Origin of the sequence: Prochlorococcus marinus str. MIT 9314 (assembly GCF_000760035.1) — a bacterium.
GTDB lineage: Bacteria > Cyanobacteriota > Cyanobacteriia > PCC-6307 > Cyanobiaceae > Prochlorococcus_A > Prochlorococcus_A marinus_B.
Genome location: NZ_JNAO01000013.1, coordinates 276,039 through 291,528, shown reverse-complemented (window position 1 = coordinate 291,528; position 15,490 = coordinate 276,039). Strand labels below are relative to the sequence as shown.

Below are 15,490 nucleotides of genomic sequence, written 5' to 3'. Positions count from 1 at the left end.
CTTTTATTTTCCATATTATAAACAAGCGCCAAATAAAATATAAAATTCAAAAGAATCATTAACTTAAAATCTTTTCCATTCAGGACAGTATATATCTTTATAAATAAAGTTATCTGTAACAAAAACCTGAGCCTCAATGTCCAATCTTTTGTTTAAAAATTGAGAAAAAATTGCTCCCCAATAATAAAAAGTACTGTTGTTAAAGATATGATGTTTGCAATGCGCTTGAGATGTAAGTCTTTCCCAAGAGCCCCTGAATCCTCTATCGTGCGAAATGATATGAAAAGGACAATTAAATTGTAATTTATCCGTAAATTGATTTTCTTCCTGCACAAAAACAAAAAATGTAGGATTTTCAACTTTTTTTTCAAAATTTCTTATAACTTTATTAAAGTTTTCAGGACTTTTAAGATTTGAATTTTTAGAAGCGTGAATATTTGGATCTTTTGACTCTTCATAAAATCTTATACATAAAGCAACAGAATTTGTACATGAATCGATACACTCTATAAGTTCCTTAAATTTACTTTCTTTGTTTACGAGAAAATTTGATTTAACGAGATTATAAATATTACTTAAGTTGGAATTTACTAATTTATAGTCTTGAAAATAACCATTAAAAATAACTAATCTACTACCGGTATTTTTATATCTTTCTTTATTATCATCGATAACATTAATGTTGAATAAATAATTTAAATAGGGAAAAACTTTTTCTAAAATTAGAAAAAGTGCATTAAAAAAACAAAAATAATTTGGATTTCTAAATTTACTCTTTTTTAATTCTTTTATCTCTAATTTTCTTTTATATTTGAAGTCAAGTAAAAAACCTGTCTTTATATCTATTTTGAGGTCACTAAAATTAGCATAAAGATCAAAATACTTAGCAAGTTGAAAAAGTTGATTACCCAGGCCTCCTTTTAAGATAATAGTCTTCATGTAACAATATCTTTAAGTCCATCATGAATATCTTCAAAAATATTAGTTAATGATTTTGTTATTTCCCAACTTGGATAGTCGCCTCTAATCTTTGTAAGATCGCTGTAGTAACAAATATGATCTCCTATTCTTTCTTTAGGATCATAGTCATAAACCATTTTGTTTCCTGTCAAAGATTCAATAAGATTAAATGCTTCAAGAATAGAAATACTATTTGCATAACCTCCTCCAATATTATAAACAGCCGCCAACTTAGGATTTCTAGAAAATAAATAAATAAAGTTTGCCACATCAAAAGAATGAATATTATCCCTTACTTGTTTGCCTTTATAACCAAAAATTGTATACTTCTTTTTCAATAAATTACACCTTATTAAGTAATTTAAAAAACCGTGTAATTTTACTCCCGAATGAGATGGCCCGGTTAAGCAACCTCCCCTAAGACAACAGGTAGGTATATTAAAGTATCTACCGTATTCCTGAACTAATAAATCTGAAGATAATTTCGAAACTCCAAATAAAGAATGAGTAGATTGATCAATAGTTAAATTTTCATTTATACCTTTTTTAAAGAAATTATTTTTATATTCCCAACGTGTTTCGAGTTCCTTTATTTGAATTTTATTTGGAGTATCACCATAAACTTTGTTCGTTGAAAGATGTATAAATGGAGAGTTCGAACAATATTTTCTAGTAGATTCTAATAAATTAAGAGTTCCAAATGCATTTACCTCAAAATCTAAGAATGGAATCTCAGCAGCCTTATCATGAGAAGGTTGTGCAGCTGTATGTACAATTATGTTTGGTTTCTTTTCTTTAACTAGTTCATCAATTAATTTTCTGTTTCTTATGTCTATATTATGGCTCTTAAAAGAACTAAATTTGTTTTCCAATCTTTTTAAATTACTTTTTGTACTCCCTTGTCTACCAAAAAAGACTTCTCTCATATTGTTATCTACACCTAAAACTTTAAATCCTTTTTCACAAAAGAAATTAACTACCTCGCCTCCAATCAATCCTGAAGAACCAGTAACTAAGATTGTTTCTTGTTTCAAAATTTTCTAAATATTACAGATTTACTATAAGGTTTCCTTAGACATTTTATACAAATAGTAACTTGATAAGAATATTTTTAAACATCTAATAATTAAGTTAATAAATTTCTACTCCTAAAATTTTTACTGATATTATCTAAAATTATTAAGATTTGATCGATAAGAATATAGTTTGAGTACTTCTAGGAATGATAGCTCTTATACCATTTTATAAATTCATCTAATCCTATTTCTAAGGGTGTTTCAGGAGAAAAACCAATCCATTTTTGCAATTCTGAGGTGTCAGCAAAAGTTTCTATTACATCTCCTTTTTGAATAGGCAAAAATTCTTTGATAGCCTCAAAACCTAATTTAATCTCTAATTTCTCAATAAAATCCATTAATTGAATTGGATTACCATTTCCTATATTGAAAATTTTAAAAGGAGCTGTTTGTTCTAAATAAAAGGAAGATTTATTATTTAATACTGGCTTAAAACAACATCTAAATAGCCCCTCTATTACATCATCAATATATGTAAAATCTCTTCTCATTTTTCCGTAATTATATATTTTTATAGTTTTATTTGAAAGCATAGATTCAAGAAATATATATGGAGCCATATCTGGTCTACCCCATGGACCATAAACAGTAAAAAATCTCAAACCTATTGTGGGAATCTTATAGAGATGACTATATGAATAAGCAAGTAACTCATTTGATTTTTTTGTAGCCGCATATAGGCTAATAGGCTTATCTACCAATTGATCTTCTTTAAATGGTAAATTACTGCTTCCGCCATAAACTGAACTACTTGATGCAAAGATAAAGTTTTGGATACTAATCTTTCTTATTGATTCAATTATATTTCCAAATCCTATTAAATTGCTTTGAAAATATGCATTAGGATTTTCAATCGAATATCTAACTCCAGCCTGAGCAGCTAAGTGCACAACTATATCAGGGTTTTCTTTAAGGAATATACTTTCAAGAAATAATTTATCTTCAAGTGAACATTTATAGAAAGTGAATTGACCCTGAGATTTAGATGAAATTTTTTTTATACTTTTTAGTCTAGATTCTTTTAAAGATTTATCATAGTAATCATTCATATTATCTATGCCAACAATCTTATTGCCATTTTCAAGCAGTCTTTTTACTAATGCTGAACCTATAAAACCAGCAACACCAGTTACTAAAAAAGATAATTTATCATTAAACATTTTATATTTATTAATTTAAATTTTAATCCCTACAAAATACTATAATATCAATCTATATTTTTTTACCAAATTGTAAAAACGGCTTAAAAGACAATGTGAAATTGATTTATTTTGTGTAAATTACAAAGAAACTAATTTTTAATTAAAAAATAAAAATTAATCCATTTGATTTCTATAAAAGTTAATTTTCTAAATAATTTATGAAAAATAAAAACAAAAAAGCACTAATAACGGGCGTAACAGGTCAAGATGGGAGTTATTTAAGCGAGTTTTTATTAGAAAAAGGTTATGAAGTTCATGGCATAAAAAGAAGATCAAGTAGTTTTAATACAGGAAGGATAGATCATCTTTATCAAGATCCACACGAAAATAATTTAAATTTCATTTTGCACTATGGCGACCTTACAGATAGCACAAATTTAATAAGAATTATAAAAGAAATCGAGCCAGACGAAATATATAATTTAGGTGCACAAAGTCATGTAGCTGTAAGTTTTGAAACCCCTGAATACACTGCAAATAGCGATGCATTAGGAACTCTCAGAATTCTTGAAGCAATAAGAATCTTGGGATTATCAAAGAAAACTAAACTTTATCAAGCAAGCACTAGTGAATTATATGGAAAAGTTCAAATTAGTCCCCAAAATGAGAATACTCCTTTTTATCCAAGAAGTCCCTATGGTGTCGCCAAACTGTATGCATATTGGATAGTAGTAAACTACAGAGAGGCTTATGGTATATTTGCTTGTAATGGTATTTTGTTTAATCATGAAAGTCCTAGAAGAGGAGAAACTTTCGCAACTAGAAAGATAACAAGAGGGCTCTCAAGAATAGAAGCTGGATTAGATGAATGCTTACATATGGGAAATTTAAATGCTAAAAGAGATTGGGGGCATGCAAAAGATTATGTGGCTATGCAATGGTTAATGCTTCAACAAAAAGAAGCCAAAGATTATGTAATTTCAACAGGAAGAATGGAAACAATAAGAACGTTCATTGAATTAACTGCAAAACAAATAGGTTGGAATAAAAATAAAAGTCAACCTGCCATTATTTGGGAAGGAGAGGGAATAAATGAAATAGGTAGAAGAGCAGATAATAATAAAATCATAATAAGAGTTGACCCGAAATATTTTAGACCCACTGAAGTTGAAGAATTAAGAGGAGACTCATCAAAAGCTTACAAAGATATGGGATGGGAACCAAAAACTACTTTGGAGCAAATGATAAAAGAAATGGTAGAAGAGGATAAAAAAGAAGTTCAAAAAGATTTATAAGAAAATTTATTAGATTAAATAATTTTTAAATTATTTTTACCTAAAGTTTAATAACCATTAATATTATTTTTTTTCCAGTTCCATCCATCAACACACATTTCTTCTATGGATCTTTTAGGTTTCCAGTCTAATAAAGATTTTGACAATAAATTATCGGCCACTATTTCTTCTACATCTCCATCTCTTCGAGAGCTAAATTTATAATTAATCTTAACTTTATTGATTCTTGAGAAAGTCTGAATTAATTGAAGAACGCTTGTTCCTAAACCAGTACCTATATTCATCTTAAGAATATTTGAATTATTGTTGATTAAATACTCTAATGTTCTCAGATGACCTTCTGCAACGTCAGAAACATGTACAAAGTCTCTAATACATGTGCCATCAATAGTATTCCAATCAGAACCAAAAATTTTTAGTTTCTGATTAGGGTCTAAAGCTGCATTACAAATTAGTGGGAATAAGTTATTAGGAGTTCCAAGAGGGTTTTCACCTATCAAAGAAGAGGGGTGTGCTCCAATAGGATTAAAATATCTTAAACAAGCAATTTTCCAAAGATTTCTATTTTCATTATATATATCGCTTAATAATTTCTCAATGGATAGCTTTGTATTACCATAAGGATTTGAGGGATTGAGATAAGAATTTTCTTTTATTGGTGATATTGATTCTTTTCCATAAACAGTCGCACTACTGCTAAAAACAAGTAGATTACATTTATATTTTTTCATTACTCTTAAAAGTGTAATTGATGAAAAAACATTTTCATGCCAATAAAGGAGAGGGTTCATAACTGATTCATTTACCGCTTTTAATCCAGCAAAATGTATTACACCTTCAATGGGCTTGCCAATCTTCTTTGCATTAGAAAAAATATTCTCGATAAATCCCTTATCTTTAATATCGCCTTTGAATACTTTTAAATTTTTTACCAAGTTTGAATTATATAAATTGCAAATTGAAGAAATTCTATTAATAACTTTTGGAGAACTATTGATAAATGAATCTACCAAATAAACCTCATAATTATTTTTTAATAGTTTTATGCAAGTATGACTACCAATAAAACCCGCTCCTCCAGTTATTAAAATTCTTTTCATAAAATTAAAATTCTTTTCATAAAATTATTCTTAAAATACATAATAATAATCAAATTCAAATTCACTATTAAATTATTAAAAAATTTTTTTATTTTTAAAATTATATTTAATTTTTAATTAGAAATTTTAATTATTTTTTTTAAGTTGAGAATTATAAATTTATATTTCTTTTAAATAATATATTTTATTTAGTAATCTTAGAATTTTGAAAATAATTTAGTTTGATAATTTCATGAATAAAGATATTTCTTATGATGATAAAATACTAATTGCAGGAGCTTCAGGATTAGCTGGTAGTGCCATCTTGAGAGCGTTACAAAAATCTGGATATGGGAGAGAAGAAATTGGTGGTAAATTATTTTATCCAAGTAGAAGTGAACTAAATTACCTTTATAGAGAGGAAGTAAATGATTGGTTTAAGAAAAACCAACCAAATGTTGTGATTATTGCTGCAGCAAAAGTTGGAGGAATTTTCGCAAATGATACATTCCCTGCTGACTTTTTATTAGAAAATTTGAAAATTCAAACTAACTTAATAGAGATCTCATGGGAAAGAAAAGTCAAAAAATTACTATTCTTAGGGAGTAATTGCATCTATCCAAAGTTTTCTCATCAACCTATGAAAGAGGAATCTTTATTAACAGGTGAACTAGAAAGAACAAACCAATGGTATGCAATTGCAAAAATTGCTGGAATTAAATTATGTGAATCTTTAAGAAAACAACATGGTTTTAATGCGATAAGTATAATGCCAGCGAATCTATACGGTCCAATGGATAATTTCCATCAAACCAACAGCCACGTTTTACCAGCATTAATAAGACGTTTTTATGAAGCAAAAAAAAATTCTGTTGAAGAAGTCATATGCTGGGGCAGTGGATCTCCTAGAAGAGATTTTTTACATGTTGATGATCTAGGAGATGCTTCTGTTTTCCTTCTTGAGAATTGGTCGACTTTTGCAGAGAATGCTCCAAAAAGTTTGAATGGAGAAATAATTACATATCTCAACGTTGGATCAGGGGATGATATATCTATTAAAGAATTAGCCATTTTAATTGCTAATAAAACCGGTTATAAAGGTAAGATAATATGGGACAAATCAAAACCTGATGGGCATCCTATTAAAAGAGTTGATATTGAAAAAATTTCAAGTCTAGGTTGGTCTCCGACAATCACTCTAGAAGATGGTATTATGTCTACTATTGAGTATTTTAAAACTTCAATAGAAGAAGGTAAATTTTTAAGACTCTAATTGATTTATTAAGCAAACGTTAAGCATAAAGACTAAATGACATATAATTTAAGCAAAGAAGAGGAAATATTAATAGGTAATAATGATATTTTCTACAAAGATTTAGTTCTTTTTTTGATACGAAATTCAAAAAAGTTTATTTATATCTTAAGTATAGGATTAAGTATAAGTTTAATTTATGCCCTTAGGCTGAAAAATGTATGGCAAGGGGAATTTCAGATAGTTCTTGAAAGTGAATCAAACCCAATAAATAATGCTTTTCAATCCGCTAGTAATACTTTTGATTTCATATTGAATAAAGATCAATCCTCCAAACTTGATACTGAAGTTGAGATTCTTAAAAGTCCTTCAATACTGATGCCCATATATAAAAAATCAATCCTTAGAGATAAAAGTCATCCGAATAACAACAAACCAATATCATTTAGGAAATGGAAAGGAAACTTACTAGTTGACCTTGAGAAAGGCACAAGTGTACTGAAAATAAAATATAAAAATAAAAATAAAGAATCAATAATACCTATTTTGAATGACATTTCAGAAGTTTACCAAGATTATTCAACAGTTAATATGGACAAAACCCTTTCGACGGGAATTGATTATTTAACTAATCAAATTGAACTATATAGAGAAAAAAGTAATATTTCTTATGAGAGATCTCAGAAGTTTGCGTTAGAAAATGATTTAAAAGTTGTAAATGCTCCACCATTAGAATTTGGAACCGAGCTAAGTAGACCCATAATAAGTAATAGTTCAAATATTCAAGATCAAACTACTGAAGCAGCCATTCAAAAAAGGTTATTTTACCAGTTAAAGGAGTATTTTCAAAGAGAAGATATTGACAATGAAAAAATTTCATACCTTGCTGCTAGTAATCAATTAGTTGAAGAATCAATTCTTAAGAATTTGGAAGAGTTGGAAAACGAAATTAATCAAGCAAAAGCAATATTTACAAATAATTATTCTAAAACTAGAAAATTAGAGAGGCAGCGGGAACAATTGTTAAACAGAATAAGAGAATCTGCCTTAAAGTTGATAACAGCCAAGATCGACGCGGCAGATATATTAATTAAATCAAACAAAAGGGCAGATGGCGTTTATGTAAAATTTAATAGATTAAACAATGAATATTTAAGAGATAGTTACACTTTAATCGATTTAGAATCTCAATTAGGGTTACTTAATCTTGAAAAAGCAAAGAAAAAAGAGCCATATAAATTAATAACCGTTCCTACACTTCTTGATCAAAAGATTGCACCTGTAAGGTCAAGGATATTAATAATACATAGTTTATTTTTGTTATTCTTCGCAAGTATGTATATATATATTGAAGAGAGGATTAAAAATTATGTTTATTCTTCAAAAGAATTAGAAAATTTAATCCCGTATAATTTAATAGAAAAAATTCCTACTAATATTGCGGATAATTGGAACGATTATTTAGAGCCAATTTCTAGATTATATTTTAAAGATAATTTAAAAACAGAGATAATACAATTAGGAGATATAGATAATCAATTATTAGATTTCTTTTTATCAAGACTCAAAAAAATTAATCCTGATAAAGAAATTAAAATTCTAAATAATATTTCTAAAATTAATAACAAAAATGATCAATTACTTTTAATACAATCTGGAAAAACAACAAGAGAAGATATTGAAAACTTTAAAAGAAGAATAAATTATGGTGGATTTAGTATTGTAGGTTGGATATTATTTGAAGAAACGATTTCTTATGATCAAATTAATTTAAAGAATTAGAATTATGCTAAAAATATTTAATCTAAAGAAAAGAAACTTTTTATTTTTTTTCATAGCAATTCTTTTATTTTCCCAATCAAAAATCAACAAAGTATATTCAGAGATAAAAAATATTCAAAATACTATTGATATTGAATATTTAGAAAATACAAATGACAATTTCTATATTTTGGGTGAAGGTGATTTTTTATCAATAAAAGTTTTGGAATTTATAGATAATCTCTCAAAAATTCAAGTTCTTATTGATATGCAAGGTAATATCGTTCTTCCTGAAATAGGTAGAGTTTACGTCTCGGGTCTTACTATAAATGAATTAGAAAATTTATTAAATAAAAAATTCCAAAAAATAATAATAGAGCCTGACATAAAAATTAGTATAATTACTCCAAAACCTATAAAAGTAACTGTTAGTGGTGAAGTAAAAAATCCTGGTATGTATACTTTTTTCTATGGTGATCCATTACCTAATAATGAAGAAACTTCTTTTGGCACTTTAGGATTTACACCAACAGTATTTAATGCAATACAAAAAGCAGGGGGAATTTCTCCATACTCGGATTTAACAAATATAGAAGTTATTAGACAAAATTCATTATCAAATGGTGGTGGCCAAATAAAAACTAATTTAAATCTTCTTGAAGTTCTCACAACAGGAGATAAATCTCAAAATATTAAATTAAATAATAATGATAATATTTATGTCGCTAAAGGTAATGAAAAAATAACCTTTAAAATAAAAGAGGCTCTAAAAAGTAATATTAATTCGCCATTTATAAATGTTTATATATCTGGCGATATAAGAAGTCCTGGACCACTTAATTTAAAAAGAGATACTGATTTAAACACAGCAATATTAATTTCAGGTGGACAAAGTTTCTTCAAAGGGAACGTAACACTAAGTAGGTTTACAAGTGATGGAGGCTATTCAAATAAAAAATTCAGATTCAATAGAAACAATAAAAGAGGATCAAAAAAGAATCCTTATCTCAAAGAGGGAGACATTATATATGTTGGGAAGCATTCTCTTAAAGTAGTTAATGAAATAGTAAACGATTTAACTAGACCATTTGTGGGGATTTATTCAACTTATAAGATATTTGATTAAGTATTTAAATTTTGTTTAATAATAAAGGAGGATATGACACATGAAATAATTGAGAAAAAATAAAAAATAAATATTATCATTTTATAGTTAAATCCTTTATCTCTTAAAACATGATGAAAATGAATTTTGTCAGGATAAAATGGTGAATACCCGTTAAAAATTCTTGTAAAAATAACTCTTACCATATCTACAAGGGGAACAAATAATAAAAAAACAATAGCAGGCAAATTAATTATACCTTCTAAATTCTGAGAGTTTGAGGCAGATGAATATATTATTGAGAGCGAGGCTAAAGAAAAGCCTAATAAATAAGAACCACCATCACCCATAATTATGGAGGCGGGATGATAGTTAAATCTCAGAAATGCAACGCATGATCCTATCAAACAAAAAGAAACAAATATATATGAGGGTGTTATCATAAATGCCATAGTTGTTAAACTGATCAAAGAAATACCGCCAGCCAAGCCATCTAGTCCATCAATCCAATTAATAGCATTTACGATTCCCACAATAAAGATAGACGTAAAAATAAGACTTATAAAATCAGAAAATATTAGATTATTATCACTATTGCCAAATATATTTAATGAAATTCCATTTATTCTTAAACCCTGACTCCAAATTAAAGATGAAGAGGCAAATTGTATAAATAATCTTAAAATTGGGTCAATATTTTCAAATAAATCCTCTGTTAAACCAATCAAGAAAAAAATTATTACTCCCAACAATAGAATTAAAAATTGCTTATTTACAAAAATATAATCGCCAGCCAATGCCGAAATTGTAAAGAAAGCTGAATTTGAAATTATAAATCCAGAGAAAATTGATATCCCTCCTAATCTAACTATCGGAATTTTATGATCTTTCCTATCATTAGGCATATCTAACAATCCCTTTTTTAAAGATAAATTCCTTACAAATGGAGTTGTAATGTAAGTAATTATAAAAGAAAAAATTAAACCTAATATAAATATAAAATGCATCTAAAAATTTTTACATTAGTTATTAATTTAACATTTCTGATTTGTTTAAATTAAATATTATTAAAATTTAAATATAAATTATGCGATAATAATATTTATAAAAATAATTAATATGAGTTTTAAGTCTAGTTATATCTATATTTTTTTTGTACTTGCGTCTATTATTTTAGTAAGAGAAAATTTTGATTTTACTACAGGTGATAGAGAAGCGTATCTATATGGGGAATGGCTGGCTGGGTCCAGCATAAGAGATAGACTTACTAACTTTATATTTACAAATTTAAAATTTTTCGGGGAAATATTATTTTGCTTACTTTACTATAGAAATGTTTTTAAGTTATCCACCTTATTATTCTTATCTACAAAATTTAAAGATTACCTTAACAAAAGAATAGTATATTTTTCAATCTTACTTGCTCTTTTTGCTCCAGTTACTCTAATTTTTACAAGTTTTGCTGGTAAGGACATAACAGCTATTTTTTTAGCATCCGAATTATGTGTTGAAATATCAAGTTATTATTATAAAAAAAAAGCATATAAATTTAAATTTTTTAAAATAATTAAAATCTTGATTTTCTCGATTTTATTAGTTTATCTAAGAAAATTAAGTGCATTTTTCTTGTTAATTTTATTACTTAACTTTTTTATTTTATTTAATAGAAATCAATTTAAAAATTTACCATTTATATTATTTCCAATTTTAATAATTTCTATTTTTTTATTTTGGGATCAACTATACGGAATACTTTATGAAGAGTTTTATTATCAATATTTAGCATCTTTCTCTGAAAATGCAACTTTTAGTAAAACAAACCCGAATTTTGAATTTGATAACTTTTTACAAAATTCTTATCAAATGATCACAGGTGTAGCACCAATTCATTTTAGTGAATCTTTCAATAAAGCTTTTTTACTTCTATTCAATAATTTTTTAACACACATATTTACTCTTATATTAGGTATTATTTACTTTATTAAAAATTTAAAAATTAGAAATCTATTTTTTTTTAAAGCATTTTTCCTAATATCATTTTTTATCATAAATGGTTTCTTTTCTCAAAATAATCCAGGAGGTGCGATAAGATTTATGTCATCAGTTGTCCCAATATACACAACATTTATTTTTACAGTATTACCTGAATAAAATCAAATTATTTTGTTTTTTTAATATCATTTTGATACCAATTTTTTATTTCTAAAAGAAGTTCTCTATGGTTTTTTGCCCATCGTGTTGAAAGTTTGTAATTTTCTTCATTAATAAGCCACCGATGCATGACATCTTCTGAAAATGCGCAAATCATATCTTTGGGTTGATCGCCAATAAAAATATCTTCTTTTGTTCTTAGATCATTATCTATCATCCCAGTCTTGGGTTTTCTGCAACTACAGTTGCAGCTAGGCGTATGAGGGCAAAATCTTATTTCAATTGATAAATCATTCAATCTAAATCTTTCTTTAATAACATTATTAATTTGATAAAATTGCTCTAATGAGTAATATCCCCTGCCTATCCCAGATTGATTTGTTACCAAGATAAACCTATAATCGAATCTTTTTAAAAATTTCAAAATTTCTATTATTTCCGAATGCCAGAAAAACCTATCTAAAGTTCCTACATATGGCAAGTTATGATTTATAACTCCATCCCTATCTAAATAACAAGTAGGCATACTTTGAACTAATTAGATATTGTTTTAATTATTTTTTCTGCCAACGCTAAACATGAGGTAAAGGCAGGACTTACAGCATTTACAATATTTATTGATGATTCATCAACATCATACATAAAATCATCGACTAATCTATTTCGCTTTTTATCATAGAGTTGTGGTCTTATCCCATAATTAGTTTTAGACATGAACATATTACTTATACTATTATCAGTAAATTTTAAAAATTTGGAAGTTTCTTTTTTAAATTTATCTAAGACATAAAAACTTAATTCATTTAAAGCATGCTTTCTATAATTTTGTGAATTAGATAGAAATAATTTTGAATGATAAAAAAGATTTGGAAATAATGAAATCAAGTCACTTAATTCTTTCCCTTGAACATCCTTATTAAAAACGGGAATCGCATTTGGTCCAATGAGTATATTACCATCATTAAGAGGGGTAACGTGAATCCCCAGAAAAGGAAGATTAGGATCAGGTACGGGATAAATATTAGTTTTTAAGTAATTTTTAATCGGTATAATGCCATACTGCCCCAGTATGGGCAAAACAGTGAGATCTCTATATAAATTATTTTTATTTTCAGCTAGTTTAAGAGCACCTGGTCCTGCACAATTAAACACATAACTATACTTTAAATGGGAATTCTTCTTTGTTTTAATAGATGAACTCTCAAAATCTATTTCATCTACACTATCCAACAAAAACTTTGCTCCTCCATCAAGTAACTTTTTATAAAAAAAATTTAATACTTTTTCAGGATCGAAAACACTTGTCTTTGGTGACCAAAGATATTTATTAACCTTTCTTATATAAGGTTGAATTTTTAAAGCCTCTTTATAATCTATTACTTTTACAGTTCTCCCACAGCTTTTAGCATTTAAATATAAATTATCTAGGTTATCTTCATCTCTTTTATTAAAAGGTAATATTAACTTGCCACAATTTAGGATTGGCAAATTATTGTCTTTGCATAATCTAAATAAACTCTCACCTCCATGAATACATAATTTAGATTTATCTGAACCTTTTGGATAATAAAGTCCTGCATGAAGTACCCCACTATTCCTTAAAGAAGTACCTTTTGATGGGACATTAAATTTATCAATTATGACAATGTCTTTTGCTGTCTTATATGTCTCTAGAAGTTTATAAGCAATACTTAACCCGACACACCCAGCTCCTATTATTACTTTCATCTCAGTTCATTTTCGAGAAATTACAAATTAATTATAGCCTCCAACAATAAAAGGTATTTCTTTTTGTGCTCTTATAAATGATTCCTTTATACCTATATCTATAAAAGGTGTATTTTCATCTAAACAATACCCATTAATAGGTTCTAAACCAAGACAATCATTATCATTCATAAGCGGAAATTTATCAAATTCACTAAAAGATTTTAAATTAAATTCAGATTTAGTAGATAATTTCCACCTATTAATCAATTCAGAATTAGAGATAAAGAAGGCCCCTAATGATATATTTTCAGCAAAGTAATTTGAAAAAATAAATTTTCCATTTTCAAGTTGATATCCTCCATATCTATCATTTTGGTCTGTTTTTTTTAATATCAACAAAGGGTCCTCAGTTTGTTCTAAAAAAACTTTATAAATTGATCTTAAATCAGCATGAAAAATTGTATCTCCATTTAAAATCAAATAATTGTCAGCTGGATGATCAAGCGCTGCATTGCAAACAGCACCAAAAGTACCATAAGCTTGAGGATCTATTGTAAATTTACAATTAATTCGATGAGTTTCAATATAATTTAATATTTTTGAGTAGTTATAATAAATTGAAAAGATAAGCTGAGCATTATTAATATTAAGTACTGGATCTATCCATTTTAAAAAATAATCTATGAAAGGAATCTGATTTATTGGAGCAAGAATCTTTGGTATATTTCCAATACTAGATTTAATTCTTGTCCCAAAGCCCCCACATAAAATAATTACATTTAATTTTTTAGACATTATTGATAATATCTGCCAACCAATTTATTTCGTTATTATCTAAATCTGGAAAATTACCTATATACATTCCGAAAAAATGTACATGATCAGTAATTGGGAAAAGATTCTTTATTTGATCTTCTGAAATATTTTTAAAAGCTTTTACATAAGGTTGTCTAATTTGATTTCCACCTCCAGCACTACCAATCCTATACTCAATCAATTTTTCATCAAATTTTTTGCAAAGTTTATTGAAAAGCTCATTATCAGGATCTTTAAGTATAAGATTAAAAGCATAATTACTTTGTCCCTCTAAATTAAAATCTTTAAAAACCCAATTTGGCATAAGTTCTAAAAACTTCTCGAAATTTTCAGCTCTTTTTATAATTATTTGATCCAAGCGTTTAAGTTGACTTCTACCTATAATCGCTCCAATCTCATTATTTCTTACATTGAATGCTGGACGTGTAAATATAAATTTTGGATTTAAATCACTATGTTTTAAAACAAATTCATTTCTTAAAACCTCATTAGTAGACTCTCTTAACATACCGTGGCTTCTTAGCATTCTTAGCGTCTGATAAAAAGATTCATTATTTGTGCAAATCATTCCACCCTCAATAGTGCTCATATGGTGGGCATAGTAAAAAGAGAAGCAAGAAAGGTCACCTAAAGCTCCTGCTTTTTGACCATTTGGCAAACGTACACCATGAGATTCACAAACGTCTTCTATTAAAAAAATATTATTTTCTTTGATATATTTGATGAGATCTTGATCTAGAGCATTTAAACCTTGGGCATGTGTTAAAAAAATAGCAACAATTGTTTTATCTTTTTTAAGCTGATCAATAACCTTTCTTGAATCTAATCCAAGAGTTTCTAATTTTATATCCAGAAAAAGAGGTTCAAAACCCATCCAAATTAATGAAGATATATCTGAACTCCATGTGAAAGGGGGTACAATAACTTTCCCACCATTTGGGAAAAGTTCTTTTAATAATGCTAAACAAAGAAGATTTGCTGAAGAGCCACTATTTACAAATACACTATATTCACATCCAAGCCATTTGCTCCACTCCTTCTCAAATGTAAGTACTTCAGGACCAGAAGTTAACTTTGGTTCATCCTTACTTAAAAGATCTATAACTGGAATTAAGTCTTCTTTCAGAATATTATTTCTCATCA

Annotated in this window: 14 protein-coding genes; 5 read left to right on the top strand and 9 right to left on the bottom strand. The window is 27.3% G+C overall.

Annotated elements, in window-relative coordinates; genetic code table 11:
- Window positions 1-63: 63 nt before the first annotated feature.
- From EU98_RS00585 to EU98_RS00595, 3 genes are all read right to left on the bottom strand, one after another.
- On the bottom strand, window positions 64-939 hold the full coding sequence (locus tag EU98_RS00585; protein ID WP_032516487.1) for an alpha-1,2-fucosyltransferase: 876 nt from the start codon (window positions 937-939) through the stop codon (window positions 64-66).
- The gene (locus tag EU98_RS00590; RefSeq protein WP_032516486.1) at window positions 936-1,994 is read right to left on the bottom strand and encodes an NAD-dependent epimerase/dehydratase family protein; all 1,059 of its coding nucleotides are present in this window, start codon (window positions 1,992-1,994) and stop codon (window positions 936-938) included. Before EU98_RS00590 ends, EU98_RS00585 begins: the two co-directional genes overlap by 4 nt.
- Window positions 1,995-2,176: 182 nt before the next feature.
- Window positions 2,177-3,196, bottom strand: a complete 1,020-nt coding sequence (locus EU98_RS00595) for an NAD-dependent epimerase/dehydratase family protein (protein WP_032516485.1) — start codon at window positions 3,194-3,196, stop codon at window positions 2,177-2,179.
- A gap of 200 nt (window positions 3,197-3,396) precedes the next feature.
- Between EU98_RS00595 and gmd the strand changes: the two genes are divergently transcribed.
- Window positions 3,397-4,473: a GDP-mannose 4,6-dehydratase gene (gene gmd / locus EU98_RS00600; RefSeq protein WP_032516484.1), complete on the top strand. Its 1,077-nt coding sequence runs from the start codon at window positions 3,397-3,399 to the stop codon at window positions 4,471-4,473.
- Between the two features lie 47 nt (window positions 4,474-4,520).
- Here the strand turns inward: gmd and galE are convergent, their stop codons facing one another.
- The gene (gene galE / locus EU98_RS00605; RefSeq protein ID WP_032516483.1) at window positions 4,521-5,573 is read right to left on the bottom strand and encodes a UDP-glucose 4-epimerase GalE; all 1,053 of its coding nucleotides are present in this window, start codon (window positions 5,571-5,573) and stop codon (window positions 4,521-4,523) included.
- Window positions 5,574-5,805: 232 nt separating this feature from the next.
- Between galE and EU98_RS00610 the strand changes: the two genes are divergently transcribed.
- The 3 genes from EU98_RS00610 to EU98_RS00620 are packed head-to-tail and all read left to right on the top strand — an operon-like array spanning window position 5,806 to window position 9,691.
- Window positions 5,806-6,825 (top strand): GDP-L-fucose synthase family protein, encoded by a 1,020-nt coding sequence (locus EU98_RS00610; protein WP_032516482.1) that lies wholly within the window; start codon window positions 5,806-5,808, stop codon window positions 6,823-6,825.
- Window positions 6,826-6,861: 36 nt separating this feature from the next.
- On the top strand, window positions 6,862-8,586 hold the full coding sequence (locus EU98_RS00615; RefSeq protein WP_032516481.1) for a GumC family protein: 1,725 nt from the start codon (window positions 6,862-6,864) through the stop codon (window positions 8,584-8,586).
- Window positions 8,587-8,590: 4 nt separating this feature from the next.
- The gene (locus EU98_RS00620) at window positions 8,591-9,691 is read left to right on the top strand and encodes a polysaccharide biosynthesis/export family protein (RefSeq protein WP_032516480.1); all 1,101 of its coding nucleotides are present in this window, start codon (window positions 8,591-8,593) and stop codon (window positions 9,689-9,691) included.
- Here EU98_RS00620 and EU98_RS00625 read toward each other — a convergent pair.
- The gene (locus EU98_RS00625) at window positions 9,688-10,677 is read right to left on the bottom strand and encodes a glycosyltransferase family 4 protein (RefSeq protein ID WP_052045522.1); all 990 of its coding nucleotides are present in this window, start codon (window positions 10,675-10,677) and stop codon (window positions 9,688-9,690) included. The genes EU98_RS00620 and EU98_RS00625 overlap by 4 nt on opposite strands.
- A gap of 112 nt (window positions 10,678-10,789) precedes the next feature.
- On the opposite strand from EU98_RS00625, the gene EU98_RS00630 reads away from it, so the two are divergent.
- Window positions 10,790-11,821: a hypothetical protein gene (locus EU98_RS00630; protein WP_032516479.1), complete on the top strand. Its 1,032-nt coding sequence runs from the start codon at window positions 10,790-10,792 to the stop codon at window positions 11,819-11,821.
- A 7-nt stretch (window positions 11,822-11,828) separates the two neighbouring features.
- Here the strand turns inward: EU98_RS00630 and EU98_RS0109240 are convergent, their stop codons facing one another.
- From EU98_RS0109240 to EU98_RS00645, 4 genes are read right to left on the bottom strand one after another with little or no spacing between them, the layout of a single operon-like run.
- The gene (locus tag EU98_RS0109240) at window positions 11,829-12,347 is read right to left on the bottom strand and encodes an HAD-IIIA family hydrolase (RefSeq protein WP_052045521.1); all 519 of its coding nucleotides are present in this window, start codon (window positions 12,345-12,347) and stop codon (window positions 11,829-11,831) included.
- An 8-nt stretch (window positions 12,348-12,355) separates the two neighbouring features.
- Window positions 12,356-13,549: an NAD(P)/FAD-dependent oxidoreductase gene (locus tag EU98_RS00635; RefSeq protein ID WP_032516477.1), complete on the bottom strand. Its 1,194-nt coding sequence runs from the start codon at window positions 13,547-13,549 to the stop codon at window positions 12,356-12,358.
- Window positions 13,550-13,576: 27 nt separating this feature from the next.
- Window positions 13,577-14,326 (bottom strand): sugar phosphate nucleotidyltransferase, encoded by a 750-nt coding sequence (locus EU98_RS00640; protein WP_032516476.1) that lies wholly within the window; start codon window positions 14,324-14,326, stop codon window positions 13,577-13,579.
- On the bottom strand, window positions 14,319-15,488 hold the full coding sequence (locus EU98_RS00645) for a DegT/DnrJ/EryC1/StrS family aminotransferase (protein ID WP_032516613.1): 1,170 nt from the start codon (window positions 15,486-15,488) through the stop codon (window positions 14,319-14,321). The genes EU98_RS00640 and EU98_RS00645 overlap by 8 nt, the downstream gene beginning before the upstream one ends.
- Between the last annotated feature and the right edge of the window lie 2 nt (window positions 15,489-15,490).

Bases quoted from the DNA above. Each gene is read 5' to 3' on its own strand.
- EU98_RS00585 (WP_032516487.1), bottom strand. From the start codon at position 939: ATGAAGACTATTATCTTAAAAGGAGGCCTGGGTAATCAACTTTTTCAA.
- EU98_RS00595 (WP_032516485.1), bottom strand. From the start codon at position 3,196: ATGTTTAATGATAAATTATCTTTTTTAGTAACTGGTGTTGCTGGTTTT.
- gmd (WP_032516484.1), top strand. From the start codon at position 3,397: ATGAAAAATAAAAACAAAAAAGCACTAATAACGGGCGTAACAGGTCAA.
- galE (WP_032516483.1), bottom strand. From the start codon at position 5,573: ATGAAAAGAATTTTAATAACTGGAGGAGCGGGTTTTATTGGTAGTCAT.
- EU98_RS00610 (WP_032516482.1), top strand. From the start codon at position 5,806: ATGAATAAAGATATTTCTTATGATGATAAAATACTAATTGCAGGAGCT.
- EU98_RS00615 (WP_032516481.1), top strand. From the start codon at position 6,862: ATGACATATAATTTAAGCAAAGAAGAGGAAATATTAATAGGTAATAAT.
- EU98_RS00620 (WP_032516480.1), top strand. From the start codon at position 8,591: ATGCTAAAAATATTTAATCTAAAGAAAAGAAACTTTTTATTTTTTTTC.
- EU98_RS00625 (WP_052045522.1), bottom strand. From the start codon at position 10,677: ATGCATTTTATATTTATATTAGGTTTAATTTTTTCTTTTATAATTACT.
- EU98_RS00630 (WP_032516479.1), top strand. From the start codon at position 10,790: ATGAGTTTTAAGTCTAGTTATATCTATATTTTTTTTGTACTTGCGTCT.
- EU98_RS0109240 (WP_052045521.1), bottom strand. From the start codon at position 12,347: ATGCCTACTTGTTATTTAGATAGGGATGGAGTTATAAATCATAACTTG.
- EU98_RS00635 (WP_032516477.1), bottom strand. From the start codon at position 13,549: ATGAAAGTAATAATAGGAGCTGGGTGTGTCGGGTTAAGTATTGCTTAT.
- EU98_RS00640 (WP_032516476.1), bottom strand. From the start codon at position 14,326: ATGTCTAAAAAATTAAATGTAATTATTTTATGTGGGGGCTTTGGGACA.
- EU98_RS00645 (WP_032516613.1), bottom strand. From the start codon at position 15,488: ATGAGAAATAATATTCTGAAAGAAGACTTAATTCCAGTTATAGATCTT.